This window comes from Thermoleptolyngbya sichuanensis A183, assembly GCF_013177315.1.
GTDB lineage: Bacteria > Cyanobacteriota > Cyanobacteriia > Elainellales > Elainellaceae > Thermoleptolyngbya > Thermoleptolyngbya sichuanensis.
Genome location: NZ_CP053661.1, coordinates 3,536,938 through 3,561,703, shown reverse-complemented (window position 1 = coordinate 3,561,703; position 24,766 = coordinate 3,536,938). Strand labels below are relative to the sequence as shown.

The window sequence follows — 24,766 nt, the reverse complement described above, 5'->3', positions numbered from 1 at the left end:
ATCTGGTGATTTCAGCCCTGACCGAAATGGGCACCAAACTGCCCTGGAAAAAATGAGACAGCTGAACTGGAGCCTAAGAACCGAAATCCTGCTGTAAAATAAGCTCCAGTCAAAAAAAGATTTACATACTTGTTAAGACTGTCCAAAGATCGCTATGGAAATCTTAAGATTCCAGATGACCTGGCTTAGATCAAGAAGAAGTGGGCAGAGTAACGCTGTGAACGCGAACGGATCCATGCATCCACCTAGTTTTTCTGTCCAACGCAGTTCTGTCCAACGCATTCACCCGACGCATTCACCGACCCATTGAGGCACAGCAAAGAGGCACAGCATCATGGCGCTTAGCGACACACTCAGCGATCAAACCACCACTCAAAACCTCGTAGCAGATTGCGTCAAGCTCATCGACGAACAGGTTGCCGCCAAAGGAGGCATTTCGGGGCTGGCGCTGAAAGCAGCTTACGGAGTTGTGAAAGGCATAGAGCCAAGCTACATTTCCGGCGCAATTCGGCGGCTATTGCCCGAAGCCCTCGCTGCGCTAGACCCTATGTGGAACGAGGGCATCCAGTCGGGTGACCCGGTGCAGCACCTAATTCAAAACCGCGATCGCACGGCAGACACCCTGCTCAGCGTCACCGACCACAAGATTGAAAAAGCCAAAAACAGCGTAGTGCGGGCTTCCTACGGCAAGCTGCGAACCTCGGTCAAGGGCGACGTAGAAGCAGCCGTGCCTGGACTGGCGCAAATCTTGGGAACGCACGTCCAGAGCTAGCCCTGCGCTGGGATCGAGGGGATTTAGCGCCATGCGAAACTTAGCGCCATACGAAACGTCATCCTAAAGCTGCCGACGCTGACTGCAACTTCCTGACGGCGATTTTATCCAAAATTTCCATTAATCCAAGAATAACCCAGCGTGTTTTGTCTGGGTTCTTTTTGATGTTCGTTTTGCAGTTCTTTTGGCAATTCGTTTCGTGGCTAGCGAAGTCTACACCGAGCGTATCCCACTTTTGTAGCCCTCACCCTCAATCTCTCTCCCAAAGCGGGAGAGGGACTTCCAATCCGGCTCCCCTTCTCCCTTTTTGGGAGAAGGGACTGGGGGATGAGGGCGGGAGCATGTCATCTTTGTAAGGAGGTACTTATACGCATAGGCTGTAATGCTCTATCTAAGGGCTTTCAGCTACCCTGTTGCGATATCACTCAAGTTCTGCATCTGCAAAAGTGACATGCACCCGATGAGGGCAAACTTGCAGAACTGGGATGCGCCCTATTCACCGCTATTTTTTGCCAGACAGCTTTTTTAGGGTCATCACCGTATAATCGACCCGGATCCCCTGCCTGGGACAGATGTTAGAATATGAGTTTAAGAAATACACCTGTACTCTGCTTGGGTTGAGCCAACCACACCGCCAGGAGCATTTATGAACAACTGTATTTTGATGGCTGAGGTGATTCAAGAGCCGCAGCTTCGCTATACCTCCGATAGTCAAACGCCAATTGCTGAAATGACGGTGCAGTTTGCGGCGCTGCGCGATAACGAGCCGCCAGGACAGATCAAGGTAGTGGGCTGGGGCAATCTGGCGCAAGAGATCCAGGCAGGGTTTCATGTGGGCGATCGCGTCATTCTCGAAGGTCGGCTGGGTATGAACATGATCGACCGCCCAGAGGGCTTCAAGGAAAAGCGAGCAGAGCTAACGGTATCCCGCATTCACCGCATCGAAGCTGATGCCAGCCTGAGGTCCTCTACTGCCGACGTACCAGGGACAGCCGCATCCCGTCCCGCTGCGACTACTCCCGCTGCTCCGCCGGCCTATGCAGCCTCCACGGCCAAAGCTGCCCCCGCCGCCAAGGCTCCCGTGGAAACGGCCGACTATGACGATATTCCGTTCTAGGCTAGACAGGTTAATCCTTAACCCGCTTAATCCGCTAAACCGCTTGTCTGCGGGCGAGCTTCTGCGTGGATTTCTGCTATCTCAGGTGCGCTCAGGTCGTAGAGTGCGTAAACGGCTGCGTCGATTTGGGCATCAAGCTGGGCGATTTCCGCAGGAACCGCTTCGCGAATCGCCCTCAGGTCTTGACTTATTCCGCAGTGATGCCGCTGTTTCGCCAAGTCAATTAGGACTTGCTGTAGCCCAGGGCGATCGCTCTTTTCACCCAGCGCTATGGGAATCTGGTGCAACTGGGGCGGCCCCACGCGCAAATAGCCGCCCTGGAGCGCGTTGCCGCCATGCCGCTGCACGAAGTACCAGTGGATTAGCGAACTGTTCAGAATCGCCAGCAGCAGCCACAGCAGATCAGGGCAGGTCGCCAGAGGGTTGGCTAGAGGGGAGGATGGGTTGGGCGCTTGAATAATCGAGGTCGATTTTCCCGCCAGCACGCCCCCAGACTCATCTAGCGCACACTCTAGCCGTCGGGTCATGCCCGCGACGATTAGCTTGGGTTGGGTAGCCTGTCGCTGGCGCTGGGGCGAAAGTTGGCACAAGTGTTGTGCAGGCAGGATGGGGTGCAGGTAGCGATCGCCCAAATAGCGCAACGGGCGATCGCCCCACCGCAGGCGATAGGGATCGATCGTGCCGCTGTTGACCAGGCGCAGGTCGCTGGGGGCAGGCGTGGGATGATTGCAAATCCAGCGCTGGAGGTCATAGGCTTCGGCTACCGTCGCCGCTCCCCGCACGCTGGCAATTTGCCCCAGCGTCGGAAACTGCTGCAACCGCGCCATTAGGCTGCCTGCCTGCTGCGAATCGCCCAGCCACCATGCTTCGCCCTTGGCGTGTAGCCATTGCCGCCGTCCCACCTCTGTCAATGTTTCCATCACCTCATAAGGCACTGGTTCATAGGGCACTGGCTCTTGGGTCACTGGCTTTTGGGTCACTAGCTCTTGGGTCACTGGCTCATAGGGCACTGGCTCATAGGGCACTGGCGCACTTGCAAAAATCGAGTCCTGTCCTGGAGAACCCAAACCTGGCTTTTCCGGCTTTCCCCGCCGCGCCACATACACCAGCGGATAGACCGCCGCCCGAAACACCGCCACCTGGGCATAGTCCCGCAGCGCCACAAGCTGACAGTTCTCTGCTAAGAGCGATCGCGCTGTGGCAGCATACCCCGCCGAGCGCAGCTTGTTAGGCACCACCAGACTCGTCATTCCACCTGGACGACACAACTCCAGCGATCGCTCGATAAATACGCAAAACAAGTCCCAGTTGCCCCTGGCGCAGCCATAGCGCTCGGTGCAGGCACGTCGCCAGTCGGGGGTTTCCAGACTCATCTGGGCAGCGTCGATATAGGGCGGGTTGCCCAATACCCCGTCAAACCCGCCTGCCTGTGCGGCTGATGGAAAGGCGGTGGCCCAGTCCAGACCCAGCAGCGCGTCGGCACAAACTAGATTTTGCGTCAGGTCGGGTAGCACAAATCCCGGTGGCGGCTGGCCCTCCAACAGCTTGAGCTGGAGCGAGAGACGGGTGAGGGCGATCGCCGTTTCATCCACATCCACCCCATAAATACAGTCGAGCAGCACTTGCTGACGAGTGTGCCAATCTACTGGGCAATCTACTGGGCAATCCACTGGGTAATCTGGGCGATCTGGGCGATCTGGACAATCTATTGGGGCGATTGGGGTCCGCTGGGTACAGGGGGGGACAGTTGCCCCGTCCACACTCGCCGAATTCGCAGGCCAACCCGCCACCCACCGCAGCAGCGCATCATAGCTTGCCAGCAAAAATGCCCCTCCCCCCGCCGCCGGATCAAGGATGCGCGGAACCCTCAGCAGCTTTTGGGTAGGGTCGCTCAACAACTGCCCCAGGGTTTGCGAAACGCAGTAGTTCACCAGCGGCTCCGGCGTGTAGTAAATTCCCCGTGCTTTGCGGCCGTCTGCTTTTGGGGCAGCCCTCGGCGCACATTGTCCGGGTGACGGGGCCCAGGCGAGGCACTGCTCATACAGTTGCCCCAGCCGCGCCACCGGGTAGGGAGCGCAGAGAAAGAGCGATCGCAACAGCGCAAGCAGGGCCGCATTCGCCTCGGTCGACAAGGAAGGCAGGGCCGCCACCGGAAACGCCAGCCCGTGCTGATGATTGGCAGCGGTCAAAAGTTGATCTAGCGCAAACTCATCGGGTTTGAGGGATAGCCAATGTACTGCCAGCAGTTTGCGCTGCTGATAGAGCGGGATGCACAGCAGCGCCAGCAGCAGCATCCGAGCGTGGGCGTGGTCGGCGGGCTGAGTGGGTTGGTGATTCGCAAAGCAATCCCTACGGGAATCGCCCAGGATGTCCAGCAACCGCCGATAGCTCCGCGCTGCCCAGGTTTCCAGGTCGCTTGTGCCTTGCAGAGAATGAGGGGCGATTTGCGAAGCGACCTCTACGGGAATCGCTCCACTGGGCAAATCATCTACCGCATAGGCTCCACGGGCATCCGACTGGCGCAATTCATCCGACTGGCGCGATTGAAGCATAGCAAGACGACCGCAGAAAAACGGCGAGAAGACTCCACCAAAAGACACAGAAGACAGCCGCTAGAAGACAGCCGCTAGAAGACAGCCATCCAGTCATCCGAAAGCTTACTATGGCATTGGATTGATGGCACAGAATCGATCGCGTCTCGCTCCTACGTTTTTCCTTATCGCACGCTATGCCTTTGACGTTTACCAACGCAGTTCAAGAACTGACCTATCGCAAGGTGTCGGACTACCTCACGACCTCTGCGCTATTCAAGGACTCGCTGCAAGTTTTGTCCTATGCTCCCCGGTTTAACCTGTCCTACGGTTCAGCCAAGGTTGAGGTAGAGGTGCTGGATTGGGAGGTGCATCCCTGGGACGAGCGAGAACTGGCAATTGTCAAGGCGAGTAGCTGCGTTACCCTGGGCAGCCGAACGGATGAGCCGCTGATGCGATATCTGCTGATGGAAAACCACCGGATGCGGTTTGGCGCGTTTCATCTGGCAGAGACGGGCGGCGTGATTTTTTCGCACAGCGTCTTGGGCGGGGAGAACATGGACTTGATGGAACTGCAAACCTGCATTTTGTCTGTGGTGACCATTGCCGATACCTACGACGACTTGATTATCCAAAAGTTTGGCGGGCAGCGGGCGTGCGATCGCCTACCCTGACCGCCCAAAGCCCAACGCTCAAACCCCAGCGCCCAAACCCCAGCGCCCAAACCCCAGCGCCCAAACCCCAACAAAGGCAGGACTTACACACTTGCGATAAGGGTTCTATCGTCCAACTGCGTAAGTTCCAAAAGAAAAACACCCAGCAGCCCCCTGCCAGGTGTTATGTCGCTTCGGAAATCCGATTTTTTCTACCAAAAACTACCAAAAACGTCGCATGGCGGATGAACTATTGCTCTTGCTTGACCTGAGCATGTAGCTCAACCCCACGGTATTTACCAATCACTTTCCCCGAAACTGTGGCGACGGCGGGAACGTTGGCTTGGTATTTGATACCGCGATAGGAGAGGTTCATAGCTGGTTTCCTTTTGAATTCCATGCTTTTAGAATAGGGCGGCAGACCCGGCCCACACCTCATCCGAGCGTCTCACCTGAGCGGGTGAACTTCTGCTTAAGAACGTTTCCCGTAGGGATCGCTTCGCGAATTACCCCCTCCTGCCAACTCTGCCAATCGCCCATCTAATCTCCAAAATCTCGAATAGGTTAGGCCTTACGCACTTGCGAAGTTTTCTAGGTGTTGGGCGATTTCTCACGAGCTGCGCCCACGAGAAATCGCCCAACTGCGTAAGTCCTTTCGGTATAAGTCGGTATAAGATTGAAAAGGCTCGGAGAGGTGGCAGAGTGGTCGAATGCGCTCGACTTGAAATCGAGTGTCCCAAAAGGACCGTGGGTTCGAATCCCACCCTCTCCGTTTCGGAATGTTTCGGAATCTTGTGAACGGTGGCGCAATCTAGCGGCTCTGTGCGTCGGCCGCCTGCATCAGCCGCCGCTGACGGGGGGAATTAGCACGACCTCGTCGCCGTCTTGCAGCACCCAGTCCGGCTCTACAAACTGATAGTTCACGCCAAAGCGAGTGAGCGATCGCCACTGCTCCAGTTCGGGATGCTCCTGCAACAGGCGATCGCACACCTCAGCGACGGTTGCCCCCTGCGGCAGCGCCAGCACTAGCTCTGGCATACCGTAGGCTTCCTGATAGGCGGCAAATAGCTTGATGGTCACGGTCACCGTTGGGTCAGACACACTCGACAGGCTCCAAAAACCAGGTTGAACCAGAGCCAGATCGCAGACTGGGGCGCTGCGAACCGCTCAGGAGCGATCAGGCGCGAATAGAAGCAAACGGGCGATCGCCCCCCACCCTCATTCTGGCCCAATCCTCATTCTGGAGGGCTAATCCTTAAACAGTCAAAGCTTTTGTAAAAGTCTCGTAAAAAACTGCGGGAGTTTACGGCGGTGCTGTCCACTTTCCCGCACACTTTCAAAGGAGATTTACGTATTGTGAGTAACCTAGACTCCGTAAAATTCCCTACTATGATTGATAAAGTGTGAAGCTATTCTGAAAGCGTGCGCTAGAATCACAAGAATCATTAACTTTCTATTCTTAGATTTTGCGGTTCACTGCTGTCGGTTCCCCCTTGTTGACGGTCTAAAGTTGGTAGTCCTAAATGCGGAAAGGCTGAACGAGGTCGGTACGCTAGATTACGTAAGTGGAAATATCTAAACCACCTATAACTTAAGGTTTCTGCCTGAGCAGCACTCTGCCGGTTGGGCTGAGCCGTCACATGATCTACTTCGGGGTTTGCACTTGGTTCAACGCAACAGCACACTTCGGTACGACTTACTGAATTCCCAGGACTTGCCTCATGTATTCTGTGTCTTCTCAGGCTGACTCTTCTAGACCATTTCTGACGTGGCAGCGGATTTTGGACTGGGCCCAGGAGCATTACCGCACCCGCACCTTTGCCAAGGATGAAAAGATTCCGGCGCGTCCTGGACTGCTGTATCTGGTGCAGCGGGGCGCAGTGCGTCTGGTGGGCGAGGCGCAGGTCAGCGCCAACGGCAGTTCCTCCCGCCTGCCCCGAATCAACTCCGAAGAGGCATTTCTGGGCTTTGTCGGCGCGGGTCAACCCTTTGAAATCGTGGCGCAATCGCCCTTTACGCTCCAGGCCTTTGCCCATGTCGAACAGACCTCGGTGATTTGGCTTTACTGGCACGATCTGGACAACTGGCCCCACTTTCGTCGGGAAGTGTTGGATGCCTTCCGATTGCAGCACCAGCGCAAGCTGCTGTGGCTGAGTACGTTGGGCCAGCGCCGCACCATCGACCGCCTGCTGGGCTTCATCACGCTGCTGGTAGAAGAGTTTGGCGAACCCAGCGATGATACGTACTATTTGCCCTGGTCGCTGACCCACGCCCAAATCGGCAGCGCCATCGGCTCTACTCGCGTCACGGTGACCCGGCTGATGGGCAAGCTGCGCCAGCGCGGGCTGATTCGCACCTACGGCGATAATCTGATCGCAATTCCAGCCGAATCGACCATGCTGCAAAAGCGTAACAGCGCTTCATAGGTTTTGGAAGCTAGGGCGTGTTCTAAAACCCTTCGATCCCCCCTAGCCCCCCTTAAATCCCCCTAGCCCCCCTTAAAAAGGGGGGAACCGAGCCGAACCACTCCGGAAGTCCCCATTAATAAGGGGGATTTAGGGGGATCGACTCAAGGCAATCAACGACCTAGAAAGTTTTAAGACACTGCCTAGGGTGCTGTTGTCAGGCTTTGATGCGTTCCGATGGCGCAAATGCATCCTGTGGGAGGGCGATCGCTCGATGAATTTGCGCCTGCCTCAGAAGCACCACCTGCGGCGGTGTCAGCTATGTACCGACTGGAGGGCCGGAGTTGGTGTATAACTTCCAGGTCTAGTGTTTCGGTGACTGAGCTGCCATGTCCAATTCTTCGCCCAACTCGTTGTCTGCGATCGCCCGTGCGCGAAATATTCGCTATTTCATGATTTCCTTTACGGATCTGTTTGGGGTGCAGCGGGCTAAGCTGGTGCCTGCTGAGAGTATTGATGCGATCGCAGCGAATGGGGCGGGCTTTGCGGGGTTTGCGGCCTGGTTGGATCAGTCGCCCGCCGACCCCGATATTCTGGCCTTTCCCGATGCAGAGCGGCTATTTCAGCTTTCCTGGCGGCCGGATGTGGCGTGGCTGCCCGCTGACTTGCATCATGTCGATGGCCAGCCCCTAGAGCAAGCGCCGCGCCTGGTGCTAAAGCGAGTGATCCAGCAGGCGGCAGAGATGGGGCTACGGGTGAAAACAGGCGTGGAGTGCGAGTATTTTTTGCTATCGCCTAGCGGGGAGGAGATTTCCGACGCGGGCGATCGCCAGAGCAAGCCCTGCTATGACCAGCAAGCCCTGATGCGCCGCTACGACGTGATCCGCGAGATCTGCGACAGTATGATCGCCCTCGGCTGGGGGCCCTATCAAAACGACCACGAAGACGCAAACGGTCAGTTTGAAATGAACTGGACCTATGACGATGCGCTGGTGACGGCCGATCGGCAGGCGTTTTTCAAATACATGGTCAAGTCCATCGCCGAAAAGCACGGCCTGCGGGCCACCTTTATGCCCAAGCCCTTTGCCCACCTGACGGGCAACGGCTGCCATGTCCATTTTTCAGTCTGGGACAGCGCTGGAGACACCAATCTGTTTGCAGACCCAGAGGGCGAACTGGGGCTATCGCCGCTGGCGTACCAGTTTTTGGGCGGCGTGCTGCATTCTGCTGAGGCGCTATGCGCGATCGCCAATCCCACGGTCAACTCCTACAAGCGCATCAACGCGCCCGTCACCAACTCTGGGGCCACCTGGTCGCCCAACACCGTCAGCTACAGCGGCAACAACCGCACCCACATGGTCCGCATTCCCGAACCCGGTCGGTTTGAGCTGCGTCTGGCCGATGGCGCGGCAAATCCCTACCTGCTGCCCGCTGCCCTGATCGCCGCCGGACTCGACGGCATCGCCCACAAGCGCGACCCCGGCCCCCGCTACGACAACAACAGCTACACCGATCCGCTACCCCCTGGCACCGTTCCGCAACTGCCGCTCTATTTGCTAGATGCACTGCGCCGATTTGAAGCCAGCCCTGTGCTGCCCCAGGCGCTGGGCGAATCTTTCACCCAGGCTTATCTCAAGCTCCAGCGACAAGCCTGGAACGAATACAGCGCTCACATTTCCACCTGGGAACGAGAGACGACGCTAGACTGCTAGGCTAGGGATTACCGCAATCTGCCCCCGATTCCCGCCTGCTCATGTTCCTCCGATCGCTGCATCTGCGCCAGTTTCGCAACTACCGGGATCAGGCGGTGAGTTTCGCTGCGCCGAAGACGATTTTGGTGGGCGACAATGCTCAGGGCAAATCAAACCTGCTGGAGGCGGTGGAACTGCTGGCCACGCTGCGATCGCACCGTAGTAACCGCGATCGCGATCTGGTGCAGCAGGGAGCCGAAGAAGGCAGCATTGCTGCACGGCTGGATCGAGACAGTGGCTCTGTGGATTTGGGGTTGGTGTTGCGGAGCAGCGGGCGACGCACCGTGTCGCTAAACGGGCAAACCCTGAAGCGCCAGGTGGAATTTTTGGGCACGATGAGCGCCGTGGAATTTTCCAGCCTGGATCTGGAACTGGTGCGAGGCGGGCCGGGGCATCGTCGCCAGTGGATTGATACCCTGCTGACCCAGCTTGAACCCGTCTACGCGCACCTGTTGCAGCAATATACCCTGGCGCTGCGCCAGCGCAATGCCCTGCTCAAGCAATCTTCCAGCCGTACCGAGGCCGCCATCCCGCTGGATCGCGCCCAGCTTGCGGTGTGGGATGCCCAGCTAGCGACCCTGGGCACGCGGGTCATCCGTCGCCGGGCCCGGGCGATCGCCCGCATTGCCCCCTTTGCAGAATTCTGGCACAGAGACATCAGCGGCAGCCGAGAAAGCCTGGAGATCCGCTATGCGCCCAGCGTGCCGATGGAAAAAGATGACCCGACGCTGATTCAGCAGGCGTTTTTGGAGAAAATTCGGCAGCGGGCGATCGCCGAACAGGTGCAGCACACCACCCTCGTCGGCCCCCACCGCGACGAAATCGAGTTCACCATCAACCACACGCCTGCGCGTCAATATGGCTCCCAGGGGCAGCAGCGGACCCTGGTGCTGGCGCTGAAGCTGGCCGAACTGAAGCTGATCGAATCCGTCGTGGGAGAGCCGCCGCTGCTGCTGCTGGACGACGTGCTGGCCGAACTAGACCCCAAGCGCCAGCACAAGCTGCTGGACACAATTCAAGATCGGTTCCAAACCCTGATCACCACGACGCATCTGGATTCTTTCGATTCGCAGTGGCTCCGGTCGTCGCAGGTGCTAACTGTGGTGGCGGGACAGATTGCGCCAGCCTAGCCCCGATACTCGTCGCCGCAGTCGCCAATTTGGTTGAGCAAGTTGCGCGATCGCCCCGAAACCTGCTCAATTTGCTGCCAGTCGTTGGCATCCAACTGGAAGTCAAACACGCGGGCATTGTCGGCGCGGTGTTCGGCAATGCTGAGGCGCGTGCCCACGATGACCCCCGCTACGGCAGGGCGATCGAGAATTGCCCGCACTGCCACGTTGGACAGACTCACCCCGTGCCTGCGGGCGATCGCCGCCAGGGTCTTCAGCAAGTCCTGAAACAAGTCCCAGCTGCCCCAGGCATCGATCATGCGTTTGTATTTTTGCTGAGACACGGTGGCCAGCTCGCCCCGACGCGGCTCTGGTTTGCCCAGGTAGCGATCCGACAGAAAGCCGCCGCAGAGCGTACCGTAGGTCAGCAGATGTACGCCCCGCTCCTGACACAGCTTCGCCATGTAGACCTCCGGGCGGCGATCGACCAGGGAATACTGCACCTGGTTCGACACGATCGGGATGCCGCTATCGAGGATGATTTGCAGATGCTCGGTGTCAAAGTTGGTAAGCGCCAGATGGCGGAGTTTGCCGTCGCGCTGCAAGTCGGTCATGTGTTTTAGCGCGTCCAGATAGGCCGGGTCGCCATAGTCCCACCAGTGAAACTGGAGCAAATCTAGGCAGGGCGTGGCCATGCGCTGGCGCGACACGTCGATGCTGCGCTCTACGACAGCACGGGGCATCGGGCCCGGCCGGGGCACCCATTTGGTAAAGGCTTGAACCTGAGACAGCGCCGCCTCGCCCCGCGTGGCCGCCAGCTGCTGCCGAAACGCGCCGATGAAATCCTCTGCTGGGCCGTAGTGATCGGCCAGATCCCAGGTGGTGTAGCCCGCATCGAGATAGTCCACCATGCTGGCGATCGCCCCCTTTGGATCGATTCGGCCGTGCGCCCCCGACACCTGCCACATTCCATTCAGCAGGCGGCAAATGGTCAAATCTGGGGTGAACTGAAGGCGGCTAGAGTCGGGTAGCAGCATAGAACAGGAGGCTTCATTTCAGGGATCACGGGTCAGGCAAAACGGCTATTCAACCGGGGCTTTTCAGGCTTGATCCGTGCCAAAGGCAGCCCTACAGCACCTCGGCCCGCAGACGCGCCAGCGGCAGGCTCAGCAGTTTGCGCGGGCCCGATACATAGGCTCGCTTGCGAAACACGTCGTAACGATTGCGCTCGATCGCGTCCAAAATCTGGCGATAGAGCATCAGCGCCGACCACACTGGGAATCGCGCATCCCGACTGAGCAGGCCAACGCCGCTCTCGGCCTGGACAAAGAACTTTCGCGCCCGCTGAATCTGGAACTTCATCAACTCTCGCCAGCGCTCGTCCACCACGCCGTTAAACAGGTCTGCCTCGGTGTAGTTGAACAGGGCCAGGTCTTCTAGGGGCAGGTAAATTCGACCCCGCCGCGCATCTTCGCCTACGTCGCGGAGAATGTTGGTGAGCTGGTTGGCAATGCCGAGGGCGATCGCCTCCTGCGTTGGATCAACCGCACCCCCTTTGCTCCAGGGAGCCGTGCGGCGGCTCTCATCTACGCCCATCACGGCCGCCGACATCAGCCCCACCGTACCTGCCACGCGATAGCAATACAGCTTTAGCTCCTCAAAGGTTTCGTAGCGGTTGCGATACAGATCCATCCGCTGCCCTTCGATCATGTCGCGGAAGGGCTGGATGTCCAGCGGAAAGCGCTCCAGCGTATCCACCAGCGCCACGTCCACATCCTCCAGCGGATGCCCCGCAAAAATCGTTTCTAGGTTTTCTTCCCACTGATCGAGCGTTTCATCCGTGGTGTAGGCTGCCTCTGCTCCGTCCACCAGTTCATCCGTGCGCCGACACCAGACATAAATCGCCCAAATCGCCCGACGCTTTTCTTCCGGCATGAGCAGCGTCCCAAGATAAAACGTCTTGGCATATTCCTGAGTGATCTGGCGACAGCGCTCATAGGAATCGTCCAGAGATACCAGGACGGTTTTGCAGGAAGGCTTCGGCAGTTGCAGCATTACATCGCAGGGCTGGAGGAATACAGTTAAACCTATCAGTAATCCGTCACCTGCGGTTCATTTGAAACGATTAGCATTCCAGAAATGAAACCGCTGGAGTGATTTATCGGGCTGAAGTGGCCACCAGGTCAGGCGGCGCAGAATCGACCGGAGAGGCAGGGAATCGCTGGGCGATCGCCTCGGCCGCCTGCTTACCCGACAGCACTGCACCCTCCATGCTGCCCAGGTAGCGCTGCATGGTGTAGCTTCCGGCAAGGAAGAAGTTGTCGATTGGCGTTGCCTGGTCAGGGCGACACGCCTGCATTCCCGGTGCGGCCGTATAGACCGAGCGCGGCGTTTTCACGATTTTGTATTTCAGCAGCGTGGCCGGATGGTCGCCCGCCAGGTCATCTGGGAAAAGCTTCTTCAGTTCTGCCATCGTCGCCGCCAGAATTTCCGCCTCGGACTTGTCAATCCAGTCCTTTGCCGGAGCCAGGACGAGTTCTAGCATTGAGCGGTCAGGGTTGGCGTATTCGCGGCAGGTGTTGCTCATGTCGGCATAGACGCTGAGCAGGGGCGATCGCGAAAAGAGCAGTTGATCCACATCCGTTAGCTTGCGGTCAAACCACAAATGAATGTTGATCACGGGCACGCCTTCCAGCGCCTCCATCTTCTGGAAGAATTCCAGCTTCGTCCACGGTTCCGGCATCAGCGCTTTCATCACATCCACGGGCATCGCCGAGACGTACACATCCGCCGTCACCACCTCATCCGGCGCACCGTCCAGCCCGCGCACCGCAAACCCGCATACTGTACCGTCTTCGTTTAGCAAAATCTGCTTCAGCGGCTTCTTCAGCAGCACCTCGCCGCCGCGCTCGGTCACATAGTCCACAATGGGCTGACACAGGCGCTCCGTCGGCGACCCATCCAGAAACGCCACCTTCGAGCCGTAGCGCTCTTGCAAAAAGCGGTTCAGCGCCGTCAGAGGAACCGTTGCCGACACGTCTTCAGGATTGATAAAGGTGAGCGCCTTGGAAGCGGCCACAAAAATGTCGCTGTTGACCCGCTCGTCTACGCCTTGCAGCCGCAGCCACTCCAGCAGCGAGTACTTATCCATGTTTTCCACATACTGCTGACCGCGCACCACCGCTGGCAATAGCCCGATAGCAAAGCGAATTTTCTGATTCCAGGTCAGCATGTCGTTGTTGCGAAGAATCGACAGGATGACGTTGAACGGTGCGGGAATATCGGGCACGTCGAAGCGCGACAGCACGCCGGGTTTCTCCGGCTGGTTGAAGATCAGCGTGTGTTCTTTCCACTGGAGCCGATCTTCGATGTCCAGTTCCTTAAACAGCTGGAGCATGTTGGGGTATGCCCCAAAAAAGACGTGCAGCCCGGTTTCATACCAGTCGCCATCGGCATCCTTCCAGGCCGCCACAAGCCCGCCCAGCACGTCCCGGCTTTCCAGCACGATGGGCGTGTGCCCTGCGTCTACTAAATACTTGGCGCAGGCTAACCCGGCCAATCCTCCCCCTGCGATCGCCACCCGCATGTACGCGCTATCCTCTGAGATACCTGTTTACACTAGCTCTCATTATATGTTGCAAACTGTAACAAAGCGGGCCGTCAACGGGCATTTTTCCGAGATTTGCCGCTTGAGGAGGGTTCATTTGATCCCCACTCGGAGCATCAGTCAATATTAGCCAAAAAATTTAGCCAAAAAATAAGGTTAGCCAAAAAACAAGTGGCTCTCAGGCTGGATGTTGATCTCCAACGGCACTGCCTGGGGTTCTGCCGTGAGAGCAAACAGAATAGCGTCGGCCGCCGTCTCCGGGCGCAGCATCTTCGTGCGATCGACCTTGAGGCTGACCTGATCCCAGAAGGGCGTATCCACGCCACCGAAATAAAACAGGGTGAACTTTACGCCAAAGCGCTTTAGCTCGTCTGCCATGCACTTGCTGAAGCCCACCACACCAAACTTGGAAGCGCAGTAGGCCGCCGCCATCGCCATCGGGTGCTGTCCCAAAATTCCGATCACGTTGCAGATGTGCCCCGACTTGTGTTCCTTCATGATGTTGGCGGCGGACTGACAGGTGTAGAAGCTGCCCTTCAGGTTCAAATCCAACATGGCATCCAGGTCGGCGGGTTCGATCTTGTTGTACTGCTTGAGAATGCCTGCGCCCGCTGCGTTTACCAATACGTCTACCTTGCCGAATTGGGCGATCGCCTTTTGCATCAGCGCTTCGGCCTGCTGCGGATCGGTGATGTCTGTTGGCACGGCCAGCACACCACCGGGCGCACCAGCCAGCGAATGGGCCAGCGGGTTCAGCGTCGCTGTATCTCGCGCCGCCAGCACCAGCGCTGCACCCAAGGGAGCTAGCTTTTGCGCCAGTGCCGACCCAATGCCCCCCGTTGCGCCTACAATGACAACCACCTTGCCCTGCATAACTCGCCCCGCTTCTTTACATTTCTTAATTTCACTCCTCATCATATCGCCTTACTCGGCACGGTGCATCTGCCCAATGCCAGCCCTAATTCCAGCATGGGTACGGGTGGGAAATCGAGCAAGCATGGCGATCGCCCGTCTGCGGGGATCACGGCCGACAGCCGCTTTGCCGAGTTCCAGTCCGGTTTGGCAGCGGGTAAGAAATTAAGTTTAGTCACAGGGCGATCGCCTGCCGAATTGCCAGTGGTAGCTTAGACTACAGGCACGTTTCTCAATCAATCTTCCCGGACGGGGCCTGTGCCTCCTGCCTCGCTACCGGACGCGGCGATCGCTTACGGCTTGTAACGCTGCTTTGATTGGGGCATATCAGCCTAGCAATGGTCTAGAACCTTCTGTTTCGTCTAGATGCTCGGCTGCATCGCCCAAGCTCCTCTGCCTCCGAAAGAGGCATCGGCGTGCAGGCTCAAGAGCGAGTGCTGCGGGTTCAGCCTACACTGAATTAAAATTCAGCATTCACGCCTTTTGTCCCTGGCATTGGGAACTAGGCGTATTCAACGCAAACAATTAAATACACTTGAAATTGAAAAGGTCTGCCCAAGAGCAGACCTTTTGGCTTATATTTGCGTATCGCAAACCCCGCGGGCTACGGCAGCGCGTAGGCAGACTGGAGCGCCCACAGAATCAGCGCCGCAATGCTGCCCAAAATCAGCACCGCCGAGAGCGTCAGCGCAATCGGACTATCTGCGCCGGGGAATTTCATAATGCCTCGATTCCAGTCCGTCATAAGTACCAATCCTTGCTAAATAAGTAGAGTTTAGAAAGTTTAGAAACGTTAGGACTTACGCACTGCGATTAAGTTTTCTGGGTTTTGGACGACTTCTCGCAGGCGCAGCCCGCGAGAAGTCGTCCAATTGCGTAACTCCTAAACGTTTCAGAATTGATCAACTCAGAATTGATCAACCGCTGAAGTGACTCTGAAAACGCGGTTTGGGCAGCGCCCTGGCCGGCTTGATCCTGCAACGAACCGAATCCCCATTGGCTGGATGCAGTCTGGCGAGATTCAGGACAGCGAGATAGGTTGCGGCAGAGTCATTAGGCTAGCTGAAAGCAGTTGAGAATGCATCAAGAATATGTAGATAGATCGACTCGAATGCCAGACAAACTGCGCCAAGCCGACTTGATTTTAACCACACTTTTTTCACTTGAGGGTTATGTGGCTCACCTCTGTAAAGTTTTTAAGATTTAGAACAGAATTCTTCAAAGACTCACGAATGGGATGGATTGGGAGAGGCTGATGCGGGCGATCGCCCAGGGGGGGGCGGCCGGGCTGCTGCTGATGGGGCTGCTCTTGCTGGAACTGGGGCTGCGGGCGCTGGGCCTGGGCAACCCCCCGCTCTACGTTGCCGACCCAGAAGCGGGCTATCGGCTGCGCCCCCATCAGCGGCTCCGGCGCTGGGGCAAGCGTATGGTGATCAACCAGCACAGCCTGCGGAATACTGGTGAGATGCCTCCAGCAGGCTGGCGGGTGCTGCTGCTGGGCGACTCTATTGTTCACGGCGGCATCTGGACAGACCAAGCGCACACGATTTCCGAACAGGTGCGGCAATTTCTCGTGCTCCGGCTGGGCAGACCGGGCATTGTGCTGAATGCGGCCGCGCCCTCCTGGGGGCCGCAAAACCAGTGGGGCTATTTGCGGCAGTTTGGCACCTTTGGGGCGCAGGTGGTGGTGCTGCTGCTGAATACAGACGACCTGTTTGCGCCGCCGCCGACGGACTGGCCCGTGGGGCGCGATCGCCAATATCCCCGTCGTCGGCCGCCCCTGGCCCTATGGGAAGCCCTGTCGCTGCTGCTGCCCTACCCTACCCAGCGCCCTGCGACCCGTCCGCCCAGCGGCGACCCCGTTGCCGATAACCTGCTGACGATTGAACAGATGCGTCAGTTTGTGCAGCCCCAAGCGCAACTGCTGGTGGCGCTGTCTCCCCTGCGGCGAGAATTAAAACAGCCTGGCCCACGAGACTATGAACAGGTCGCTCGCCAGCGACTCAGCACCTTGCTGGCAGCGGGCAATGTGCCGTTTCTTGACCTGCTGCCTCGGTGGAACGCGCTGCGAAACCCCGAAGCCCTCTATCGCGACGGCATCCACCCCAGCCCCGCCGGAAACACGCAAATCAGTCAGGCGATCGCCGAATTTATCCTCCACCATGCCAGCCGCCACCTCTCTCCACACCTTTCTCGGCATTGACTTTGGCACCTCCGGCGCACGGGCGATCGCCATCAGTGCTAGCGGCGAAATCGTGGCGCAGGCCAGCCTACCTTTCCCAAGCGTTCCGTCCAGCGCCCTCGCCGAAATCTGGCGAGACACCCTCCTGGCGCTGATTGCCCAAATTCCGGCTGAGATTCGCCAAACCCTGGCGGCGATCGCCCTCGACGGCACCTCTTCTACCGTCCTCCTGTGCGACGATGCCGGAATTCCCCTGGCCGAACCCCTGCTCTACAACGATGCACGCGGTGCGGCAATGCTAGATCAGGTGACGGCGATCGCCCCGCCCCAGCACACCGTCCTCAGCGCCACCTCCAGCCTTGCCAAGCTCCTCTGGCTCCTTAGCACGCTGCCTCTGGCCCAAAACGCTCCCCCCCCGCACCTCCTCCACCAGGCCGACTGGCTGGCCTTCCTGCTGCACGGTCGCCTCGGCCTCAGCGACTATCACAACGCCCTCAAGCTGGGCTATGACGTGGGCGCACTGCGCTATCCCGACTGGCTGCTGGCGGCCAACCTGCCCGTGCAGTTGCCCCAGATAAACGCGCCCGGTACGGCGATCGCCCCCATTTTGCCTGACCTGGGCGATCGCCTGGGCATTCCCGCCACCTGCCAGATCTGCGCGGGCACGACAGACAGCATCGCCGCCTTCCTGGCCAGTGGAGCCAGCACGCCGGGGCAAGCCGTCACCTCGCTGGGGTCTACGCTGGTTCTCAAGCTGCTCAGCACCGTGCGAGTAGAAGACGCTGCCAGCGGCATCTACAGCCATCGGCTGGGCAATCTGTGGCTGGTGGGCGGCGCATCGAACACGGGCGGCGCGGTGCTGCGGCAATTTTTTAGCGATGCCGAACTTGCTGCCCTCAGCGCCCAGATCGACCCGTCTCGCCCCAGCCCGCAGGACTATTACCCCCTGCCCAAACCGGGCGATCGCTTTCCCATCAACGACCCCAACCTGCCGCCCTGCCTGGAGCCGCGCCCCGACAATCCCGTGGAATTTCTGCACGGGCTGCTAGAAGGCATCGCCCGCATCGAAGCCCTGGGCTATCGGCGGCTGGCAGACTTGGGCGCAACGCCATTACGAGAAGTGCTGACTGCGGGCGGTGGGGCGCAGAATGAGGTTTGGACAAACGTGCGATCGCGCCTGTTGCAAGTGCCCGTCCTGCCCTCTCCCCACACTGAAGCCGCCTATGGAACTGCACGCCTGGCCCGCGCCGCCCTCCAGCCCGATGGTGATTTTGGATTTTAGATTGGCGATTTTAGATTGGTAGACTAGGCGCACGCAGGGCTTCCATCGGTTTCATCGGTCGTGCCGTTCTAGAGAACCGAGATAGTCCCAAAACTCAAAACCCAAAATCTAAAATCCAAAACCCAAAATCCCAATTTCGATCACCGACTCAATCACCCATCTACCCAATCACCCATCTAATCACCTATCTAAAATGATGTTTCACTTCCCCATCTTGGGAATTCTCAAGGGGGTATCCTACGGGATTCGTAATTTCTTGAGTATGCTGTTATCCATTAGGACTTACGCAGTTAGACAATTTCTCGCGAGCGCAGCCCGTGAGAAATTGTTCAAAACCCAGAGAGCCTATCGCAAGTGCGTAAGTCTTGCCCATAATCAATGTAGATTATGGAGATTGAGCTAATTTGGCAATCATCTAGACGATCCTCTACTGGTTAGGGATTGAAATCTGGCTTAACCAAACTCTGGATGAACCGAAATCTGGCTTAAATCTGGCTTAACAGTGTCCGCTCAGAAACGCCGCCAGTGAACACGCTTCCCCATCGTTTGCGAGACGTGGACTTATGACAGACGCACAACGCCCAAGCATTCCGCCCAACTCCGTTCCCCGCACGCCGCCACCGCCGGGTCGTCCGCCTGCCAGCGCTCCACCGATGGGCGATCTGGGGCAAACCAGCCAGCAAATGCCCTCGCAAACCTTCGCATCGACCCAGGCCAACACAGCACCCGGCACTCGCGTCAACCCTGCTTCGGCGGGTGCAATGCCCGGAATGGGCGCTCCAGCGGTGAAGCCACCGCCCACACCCGCGCCGCCGCCCATGATGGGACACCGTCCCGCTGCGCCGCCGCCGATGCAGACCTCCCGCAGCAAGGCTGCACCCGGTCAGCCGACGCTGGCGCAAATCGTTCGCGAAGCCTACGACAAAGGCTATTCCGATATTCACTTGGGCGTGGGCGAAACGCCGCGCTTCCGCAACCGGGGCGAGATCGACATGACCGAGTATCCAGTCACCGATCTCGATACCTTCTTTAGCTGGCTGCAAGAAATTCTCTCGGATGCCGAGATTCAGCGGTTTAAGGACACGCTCGACTTTGACGGCGCAACGCAATACGACTTCGCCCGCGTCCGGATCAATATCTTTGATTCGCTGCGCGGGCCGGCGATGGTGATGCGTCTAATTCCGCTGAAGATTTTGACCATCGAGCAGTTGAACCTGCCGCCTGTGTTTAAGGAAATCTGCCACTATCACAAGGGGCTAATCCTGGTGACAGGGCCAACCGGGTCGGGTAAATCGACCACGATGGCGGCGATGGTGGACTACATGAACAGCGAAATGCCCAAGCATATCGTCACCATTGAAGACCCGATTGAATTTGTCCACACAAGCCGCAAGTGCCTGATCCGCCAGCGGGAAGTGGGCATTCACACGATGAAGTTTGACGCAGCACTGAAGGCCTCGCTGCGGGAAGATCCGGACGTGATTCTGGTGGGAGAAATGCGGGACATTGAAACCGTGAACACTGCCCTGAAAGCCGCGCAAACAGGTCACTTGGTGATGGGAACGCTGCATACCAACAGCGCTGTGAAGACCATCGAGCGGATTTTGGGGCTGTATCCGCCGGATCAGCAGGAACCCATGCGGGTGGCGATCGCCGAATCGCTGGTGGCCGTCATCGCGCAGGGCCTCTGCCGCACCACCGACGGCAAGCGGGCCGCCTTCCACGATATTCTGATCAACACAGACGCAATTCGCGACTATATCCGCAAGGGCGATCTGGACGAAGTGGAAGCGCTGATTCCGCGATGCAACTTTGACGGCATGTGTACGATGAACCAGTCCCTCTATAAGCTGTATGAGGCGGGACGGATCACCGAAGAAACGGCGCTGGAAATGTCGCCCAAGCCCAACGAAATGGCGCAGATTCTGCGCGGGCGCGTCTAAGTTGCAAAGCTCAACGGTTCCTGGGGTGGATTTTTCGGACTGTATCGGGTGCGAAAGATCTACCCTTCTCGCTTTTTTGCACATTCCTGTTTTTGCACATTCCTGCACCCCTGTGCCTGGCGGTTGATTTTCCATGAAAGCCCCGTTACCAGAGCTATACAAGGGAATTGCCCTGTTTACGCCGGGGGGCGACCTGGTGTACTGCATCGATCCAGACAAGCAGAGCCATTGGCATTTGCACCTGTGCGCGGCGCTTCAGGAGTGGCTCGATCTGTCGGAGCCGCCGCTGTTCCTTGTGCCGTGGTACACCGCGTCCATCGACCGCTGGCGATCGCCCGAAAACCAGTCTGTCCTCACATCCGCTGAGGTGTATCCCCTGGTGGCGCGGCATCAGGCCGTGCTGAATGCCGTCTTTGGCACTGGGGACTTGCTCTGGCAAACCGTGCAGCCGCCCGACAACCTGGACGAGTCGCTGATGCTGCTGACCTATCAGAGCCGCTTTCCCGAACTGTGGCGATCGCACGATTTGGTGATTTGCTACGAATCTCCGACAATTCAGCAGGTCAGCCAGCCAGAGGCTCAGCCATCGTCTTGGAGTCGGCTATCGTGGCAAGCCCAGTCGCCGGATTTCTCCAAACAGGGCTATGTGCTGCGCCTCTATGTGTCGAGCAACAGCGACGTGACGGAGGCGATTTTAACGAACCTGCATCGCCTGCTCGAAGACCTGATTCAGCAGCCCTACACGCTGAAAATCATCGACGTATACAAGTTCCCTGAGCTGGCCGAGCAAGACCAGGTGGCTGCTACCCCCACCCTCGTCAGGGTTTGGCCAGAGCCAGTCCGTCGTGTCACTGGGCGGCTCGAAGATGCCAGCCGCGTCATGCAACTGCTGCTCGCCTCGAACGGAGAGATGGAAAGCGGGATGATGGAGAGATAGGGCGCGAGCAGCCTGGAATGACAAAAGGCTCTCTTCACTCCGGCAGCTATCACGCCTCCCCTTTGCCGCTGACGACCGATCGCATCTGCTGGCTAATCAAATCCACCAGAAAAGTGAGCGCCACAAAGCACCCCAGCGTTAGCACCAGCCTGCCGTAGTCAAAGCTGCTGAGTTGCTCGGTCAGGAGGCGGCCCAGCCCCCCTGCGCCCACCAGTCCAACGATTACGGTTTCGCGCATACAGACCTCCCAGCGGTAGAGGGTATACGCCAGAAATCGCCCCAGGTTTTGGGGCAACACGCCGTAGAGAATTGCCTGCCCACCGGATGCGCCCAGGGCGTGGAGCGATCGCACGGGGCGCTCGTCCAAGTTTTCGTTGACCTCGGCCATGAGGCGGCCCAGGATGCCCAAATTGTGCAGACCCAGGGCGATCGCCCCCGGCAAAATGCCTGGAAATAGCACAAACAGACACACCAGCGCCCAGATGGGGGCAGGCACAGCGCGGCTGAGCAATAGCAGCAAACGGGTTGCCACCAGCAGCAGCCAGGCCAGGGGGGCTTGGGTCGTTGTGGGGTCGTCTAGCGGCCGCAGCCAGCCGCCGGGCAGGAGAAAGGTCTGGGCCGCAGGAAAAGACAGCAGCACCCCGCCCAATCCGGCCAGGGCGATCGCCAGAATGGACATCACCAGCGTCAAGCCCGACAGGTGGAGCAGCGTTGCCCATTCGGCCGGGCTGGGCCACTGGGGCGTGGCGGCCGCTGCAATGTCGCCCAAGAGTCGTCGCGTGCGGGCCGACCAGAGCCGCGTCCAGTCGATGCCCAATCCCCAAAAGCAGAGCGGAATCGACAGGGCGATCGCCCCCCAGGATAGCCGCAGCGGCCAGGGATTGGCAGTTTGCAGATTGGGCTTTGGGGCGTGGGAATTTTGGGATCTTTGGGCCACGTTGAGATCTAGCCGACTGGTGAAGCCCAACCTGCGCCGCACCCAGCTGCTCCACCAATCGACCCCGCCATTCAGCAGCACCAGCGCATAGAACCCCGTCCAGAGTTGCCCATAGCGGAGCGATTGCAGGCTCAGCAAAATTTCATAGCCCAGCCCACCCGCGCCGATCACCCCCAGCACCGCCGCCGACCGCAGCGAACACTCGAACCGATAGGTCGTGTAGGACAGCAAATCTGGAAACGCCTGGGGCAACAGTCCGTAGAGCCACGCTGCCAGCGGCGACACTCCGCTGCCCAGGAGGGATTCCAGCGGTTCCTGGGGCGTTTCGTCAAAAATTTCGGCAAATACCTTAGACACGATCGCCCCAAAGGGCAGGGCGATCGCCAGCACCGCCACCAGCGGATTTAGCCCCAGAATATTCAAAAAAAACAGGCCCCAGAGGAGTTCATGAATCGCCCTGGGAACCGCCAGCAGCCCGCGAATCAGCAGCCAAAGGGGAGCCGCCCACGCGCCGCCCGCCGCCGCCCTCGGCAACACCGTCCGCCACCAAGTTTCCGACGACAGCACGCCGCCCACCAGCCCTAGCGCCACGCTCAGGGTCGTGCCGCAGACTGCATAGGCAAAGGTGACAAAAGTTGCCCTGGCAATTACCTCTAGAAAGTCGCGGCTGAGGTCGGGCCGCAGGCTGCTGGCCCAAAACTCCACAAACTGGCCCCAGCCGCCGGGGTTGACCAGGGTCGCGTCTGGTCGTCCGATGCCCGTGGCGTAGAGCGAAAGGGCGATCGCCCCCAGCATTACCAATCCCCACCCGTTGCGGCGGTTCAGCCAGGGGGGAGGCGGTGGGAGGGCAGTGGGTGCAGCGGGCATCGGGGTGCAGAAACGGTTAAAGGACAGGCTGCTCTAGGCGGTATAACTCGTGGATCATCGCGTCCGTCACTTGGGCAGGCGGCGCGTCGAACTGAATCTGCCCCTGCCGCAGCCCCACCAGCCGCGTGCAGTACTGAAACGCATATTCGATATCGTGCAAGCTGATCACCAGCGTTTTGCCACTCTGCTCTGTCAGGCGGCACAGCAGCGCCATCAGGTCGTGGGCGCGGGCCGGGTCGAGGCTGGCGATCGGCTCATCTGCCAGGATGGCCACCGGATCTTGCACCAGCACACGGGCGATCGCCACTCGCTGCTGCTCGCCGCCCGATAGCCGATCGGTGCGAACATACAGCTTCTCGGCAATGCCAACCTGAGCCAGCGCCCGTGCAGCGATCTCTACCGACTGGGGCCACAGCAGCGACCAAGCGGCCTTGGCCAGCGACCAGCGCCCTAGGTGTCCGGCATTGACGTTGTGAATCACCGACAGATTGGTGACGAGGTGATGCTGCTGATAGACCGTCCCAATTTGCCGCTGCACCCGCCGTCGCTGCCGAGGCGACAGCCGCCGCAGGTCTTGCCCCAGCACCGTCACCTGCCCCGCCGATGGCAGCAGCGTCCCGTTCAGCAGACTCAGCAGGGTACTCTTGCCCGCGCCGCTGGGGCCAATCAGCGCGACCCTTTCCCCAGCAGCAATGCTCAGGTTCACCTCGGCCAGAGCCGTGAGCCCCTGAAACTGGCGCGTCACCTGGCTGAGGTAAAAAATGGGCGGGCCCATCACTGAATCTTGCCAATCTGGCGACCGACAGACTCAATCTGCGAGTAGTTCTCGTTTTTTGTGGGAATAAACTTTGCCGCGCCAAACAACTCCAGCACCTCTTTCTGGTCTGGGTTCGCCGGGTCTAGCTCCGTAAATGCCGCCTGTACCTTTTGGATGAAGCCCTGGCCATAGCGCTCTTCCACCTCTGGGCTAATCACCCAGTGATAGTCGTAGTAGGGCGGCGTGGTCCAAATCACCTGCACCTTATTGGTGTCTACTGCACCCTCCGCCACTCGCGATTCCCAGACTTGAGAATTCAGTGCGCCGACTTCGTAGGTTCCTGCTTCCACCAGCTTGATGGTGGCATCGTGATTGCCCGAAAAGCCCACTTCCCCTTTGAAATCTGACAACGTCATGCCTGCCTGCTGAATGAAATATTGCGGCATCAGCCGACCAGAGGTAGAAGATTCGCTGCCAAAGGTGAGGGTGCGCCCTTTGAGCGTGTTAAGGTCTTTGAGGTCAGTAAAGGGCGCAATGCCGCTCTGGGTGTTGGCAATGAAGACGCTGGTGAATTGTTCGTCGATGTCGCGCTGGGCGATCGCCTGGGCCCCCAGCACTTGCAGCCGCGCCTGCACACCCGTCAGCCCACCAAACCACACCAGATCTAGATCACCCACCTTGAAGGCCGTGACCGCAGCCGCATAGTCCGTAACGGGCTGATACTTCACGGGCACGCCCAGCTTTGATTCTAGATAGGCGGCCAGCTTCTCGGCCTGTCGCTGCACCTTTTCGGGGTCTTGGTCGGGAATCGAGCCAACTACCAAGGGGGCGGCAGTTCCGGCAGGTGAACCAGTTTCAGGGTTTTGGGCGGTCGGGCTACCCGCGCAGGCATTCACCAAAAGCACTGCCAAAGTGCCCAACAACAATGAGCGGCGTTTGAAGGAGGTCATCATCAGGTTAATGGCTTATGTAAAACTCTGTCTTGTGCTGTCTTGAGAGCTAAT

General features: G+C 58.6%; 22 protein-coding genes and 1 tRNA gene. 12 read left to right on the top strand and 11 right to left on the bottom strand.

Going from position 1 to position 24,766, the window contains the following annotated elements; all coding sequences use genetic code 11:
- Positions 1-334 precede the first annotated feature (334 nt).
- Both HPC62_RS14845 and HPC62_RS14840 read left to right on the top strand, forming a co-directional pair.
- Complete coding sequence (locus HPC62_RS14845) at positions 335-772, top strand: DUF6918 family protein (protein WP_172356906.1); 438 nt, start codon at positions 335-337, stop codon at positions 770-772.
- A gap of 646 nt (positions 773-1,418) precedes the next feature.
- Positions 1,419-1,889: a single-stranded DNA-binding protein gene (locus HPC62_RS14840; RefSeq protein WP_172356904.1), complete on the top strand. Its 471-nt coding sequence runs from the start codon at positions 1,419-1,421 to the stop codon at positions 1,887-1,889.
- Between the two features lie 26 nt (positions 1,890-1,915).
- Here HPC62_RS14840 and HPC62_RS14835 read toward each other — a convergent pair whose 3' ends face one another.
- The gene (locus HPC62_RS14835) at positions 1,916-4,441 is read right to left on the bottom strand and encodes an Eco57I restriction-modification methylase domain-containing protein (protein ID WP_172356902.1); all 2,526 of its coding nucleotides are present in this window, start codon (positions 4,439-4,441) and stop codon (positions 1,916-1,918) included.
- Positions 4,442-4,617: 176 nt separating this feature from the next.
- Between HPC62_RS14835 and HPC62_RS14830 the strand changes: the two genes are divergently transcribed.
- Positions 4,618-5,094 carry a T3SS (YopN, CesT) and YbjN peptide-binding chaperone 1 gene (locus HPC62_RS14830; protein ID WP_068507856.1) on the top strand — a complete coding sequence of 159 codons (477 nt, stop codon included), beginning with the start codon at positions 4,618-4,620 and terminating at the stop codon, positions 5,092-5,094.
- Between the two features lie 229 nt (positions 5,095-5,323).
- On the opposite strand, the gene HPC62_RS14825 is transcribed toward HPC62_RS14830, so the two are convergent.
- Positions 5,324-5,449 (bottom strand): DUF4278 domain-containing protein, encoded by a 126-nt coding sequence (locus tag HPC62_RS14825; RefSeq protein ID WP_172356900.1) that lies wholly within the window; start codon positions 5,447-5,449, stop codon positions 5,324-5,326.
- Between the two features lie 312 nt (positions 5,450-5,761).
- Here HPC62_RS14825 and HPC62_RS14820 point away from each other — a divergent pair.
- Positions 5,762-5,845, top strand: a tRNA-Ser gene (locus tag HPC62_RS14820).
- Between the two features lie 68 nt (positions 5,846-5,913).
- Here the strand turns inward: HPC62_RS14820 and HPC62_RS14815 are convergent.
- Complete coding sequence (locus tag HPC62_RS14815) at positions 5,914-6,174, bottom strand: MoaD/ThiS family protein (protein WP_172356898.1); 261 nt, start codon at positions 6,172-6,174, stop codon at positions 5,914-5,916.
- Between the two features lie 620 nt (positions 6,175-6,794).
- On the opposite strand from HPC62_RS14815, the gene HPC62_RS14810 reads away from it, so the two are divergent.
- From HPC62_RS14810 to recF, 3 genes are all read left to right on the top strand, one after another.
- Positions 6,795-7,499, top strand: a complete 705-nt coding sequence (locus HPC62_RS14810; protein ID WP_172356896.1) for a Crp/Fnr family transcriptional regulator — start codon at positions 6,795-6,797, stop codon at positions 7,497-7,499.
- A 368-nt stretch (positions 7,500-7,867) separates the two neighbouring features.
- Positions 7,868-9,190 (top strand): type III glutamate--ammonia ligase, encoded by a 1,323-nt coding sequence (glnT, locus tag HPC62_RS14805; protein ID WP_172356894.1) that lies wholly within the window; start codon positions 7,868-7,870, stop codon positions 9,188-9,190.
- A 41-nt stretch (positions 9,191-9,231) separates the two neighbouring features.
- Positions 9,232-10,359 carry a DNA replication/repair protein RecF gene (gene recF, locus HPC62_RS14800; protein ID WP_172356892.1) on the top strand — a complete coding sequence of 376 codons (1,128 nt, stop codon included), beginning with the start codon at positions 9,232-9,234 and terminating at the stop codon, positions 10,357-10,359.
- On the opposite strand, the gene HPC62_RS14795 is transcribed toward recF, so the two are convergent.
- The 4 genes from HPC62_RS14795 to HPC62_RS14780 form a co-directional block, all read right to left on the bottom strand.
- Positions 10,356-11,375 (bottom strand): aldo/keto reductase, encoded by a 1,020-nt coding sequence (locus HPC62_RS14795; RefSeq protein WP_172356890.1) that lies wholly within the window; start codon positions 11,373-11,375, stop codon positions 10,356-10,358. The genes recF and HPC62_RS14795 overlap by 4 nt on opposite strands.
- 91 nt (positions 11,376-11,466) lie before the next feature.
- Positions 11,467-12,393, bottom strand: a complete 927-nt coding sequence (gene crtB / locus HPC62_RS14790; protein ID WP_172356888.1) for a 15-cis-phytoene synthase CrtB — start codon at positions 12,391-12,393, stop codon at positions 11,467-11,469.
- Positions 12,394-12,496: 103 nt separating this feature from the next.
- Positions 12,497-13,924, bottom strand: coding sequence for a 15-cis-phytoene desaturase (pds, locus tag HPC62_RS14785; RefSeq protein ID WP_172356886.1), 1,428 nt, complete (start codon positions 13,922-13,924; stop codon positions 12,497-12,499).
- 177 nt (positions 13,925-14,101) lie between these two features.
- The gene (locus HPC62_RS14780; RefSeq protein ID WP_172358975.1) at positions 14,102-14,818 is read right to left on the bottom strand and encodes an SDR family oxidoreductase; all 717 of its coding nucleotides are present in this window, start codon (positions 14,816-14,818) and stop codon (positions 14,102-14,104) included.
- Positions 14,819-14,914: 96 nt separating this feature from the next.
- Between HPC62_RS14780 and HPC62_RS14775 the strand changes: the two genes are divergently transcribed.
- Positions 14,915-15,073 (top strand): hypothetical protein, encoded by a 159-nt coding sequence (locus tag HPC62_RS14775; RefSeq protein ID WP_172356884.1) that lies wholly within the window; start codon positions 14,915-14,917, stop codon positions 15,071-15,073.
- Positions 15,074-15,461: 388 nt separating this feature from the next.
- On the opposite strand, the gene HPC62_RS14770 is transcribed toward HPC62_RS14775, so the two are convergent.
- Positions 15,462-15,602 (bottom strand): hypothetical protein, encoded by a 141-nt coding sequence (locus HPC62_RS14770; protein WP_172356882.1) that lies wholly within the window; start codon positions 15,600-15,602, stop codon positions 15,462-15,464.
- Positions 15,603-16,094: 492 nt separating this feature from the next.
- Here HPC62_RS14770 and HPC62_RS14765 point away from each other — a divergent pair, with 492 nt between their 5' ends.
- The 4 genes from HPC62_RS14765 to HPC62_RS14750 all read left to right on the top strand — a co-directional run bounded on the left by HPC62_RS14765 (position 16,095) and on the right by HPC62_RS14750 (position 21,201).
- The gene (locus HPC62_RS14765; RefSeq protein WP_225906754.1) at positions 16,095-17,060 is read left to right on the top strand and encodes an SGNH/GDSL hydrolase family protein; all 966 of its coding nucleotides are present in this window, start codon (positions 16,095-16,097) and stop codon (positions 17,058-17,060) included.
- A complete protein-coding gene (locus HPC62_RS14760) occupies positions 17,020-18,321 on the top strand; it encodes an FGGY-family carbohydrate kinase (RefSeq protein ID WP_172356880.1) in 1,302 nt (433 codons plus the stop codon). The genes HPC62_RS14765 and HPC62_RS14760 overlap by 41 nt, the downstream gene beginning before the upstream one ends.
- Positions 18,322-18,884: 563 nt before the next feature.
- Positions 18,885-20,264 carry a type IV pilus twitching motility protein PilT gene (locus tag HPC62_RS14755; RefSeq protein WP_172356878.1) on the top strand — a complete coding sequence of 460 codons (1,380 nt, stop codon included), beginning with the start codon at positions 18,885-18,887 and terminating at the stop codon, positions 20,262-20,264.
- A 133-nt stretch (positions 20,265-20,397) separates the two neighbouring features.
- Positions 20,398-21,201, top strand: coding sequence for a circadian clock KaiB family protein (locus tag HPC62_RS14750; RefSeq protein WP_172356876.1), 804 nt, complete (start codon positions 20,398-20,400; stop codon positions 21,199-21,201).
- Positions 21,202-21,250: 49 nt separating this feature from the next.
- Here the strand turns inward: HPC62_RS14750 and HPC62_RS14745 are convergent, their stop codons facing one another.
- The 3 genes from HPC62_RS14745 to HPC62_RS14735 are packed head-to-tail and all read right to left on the bottom strand — an operon-like array spanning position 21,251 to position 24,715.
- On the bottom strand, positions 21,251-23,005 hold the full coding sequence (locus tag HPC62_RS14745; RefSeq protein ID WP_172356874.1) for a PhnE/PtxC family ABC transporter permease: 1,755 nt from the start codon (positions 23,003-23,005) through the stop codon (positions 21,251-21,253).
- A 16-nt stretch (positions 23,006-23,021) separates the two neighbouring features.
- Positions 23,022-23,780: a phosphonate ABC transporter ATP-binding protein gene (locus tag HPC62_RS14740; protein ID WP_172356872.1), complete on the bottom strand. Its 759-nt coding sequence runs from the start codon at positions 23,778-23,780 to the stop codon at positions 23,022-23,024.
- Positions 23,780-24,715, bottom strand: a complete 936-nt coding sequence (locus HPC62_RS14735) for a putative selenate ABC transporter substrate-binding protein (protein WP_225910551.1) — start codon at positions 24,713-24,715, stop codon at positions 23,780-23,782. The genes HPC62_RS14740 and HPC62_RS14735 overlap by 1 nt, the downstream gene beginning before the upstream one ends.
- Positions 24,716-24,766 lie beyond the last annotated feature (51 nt).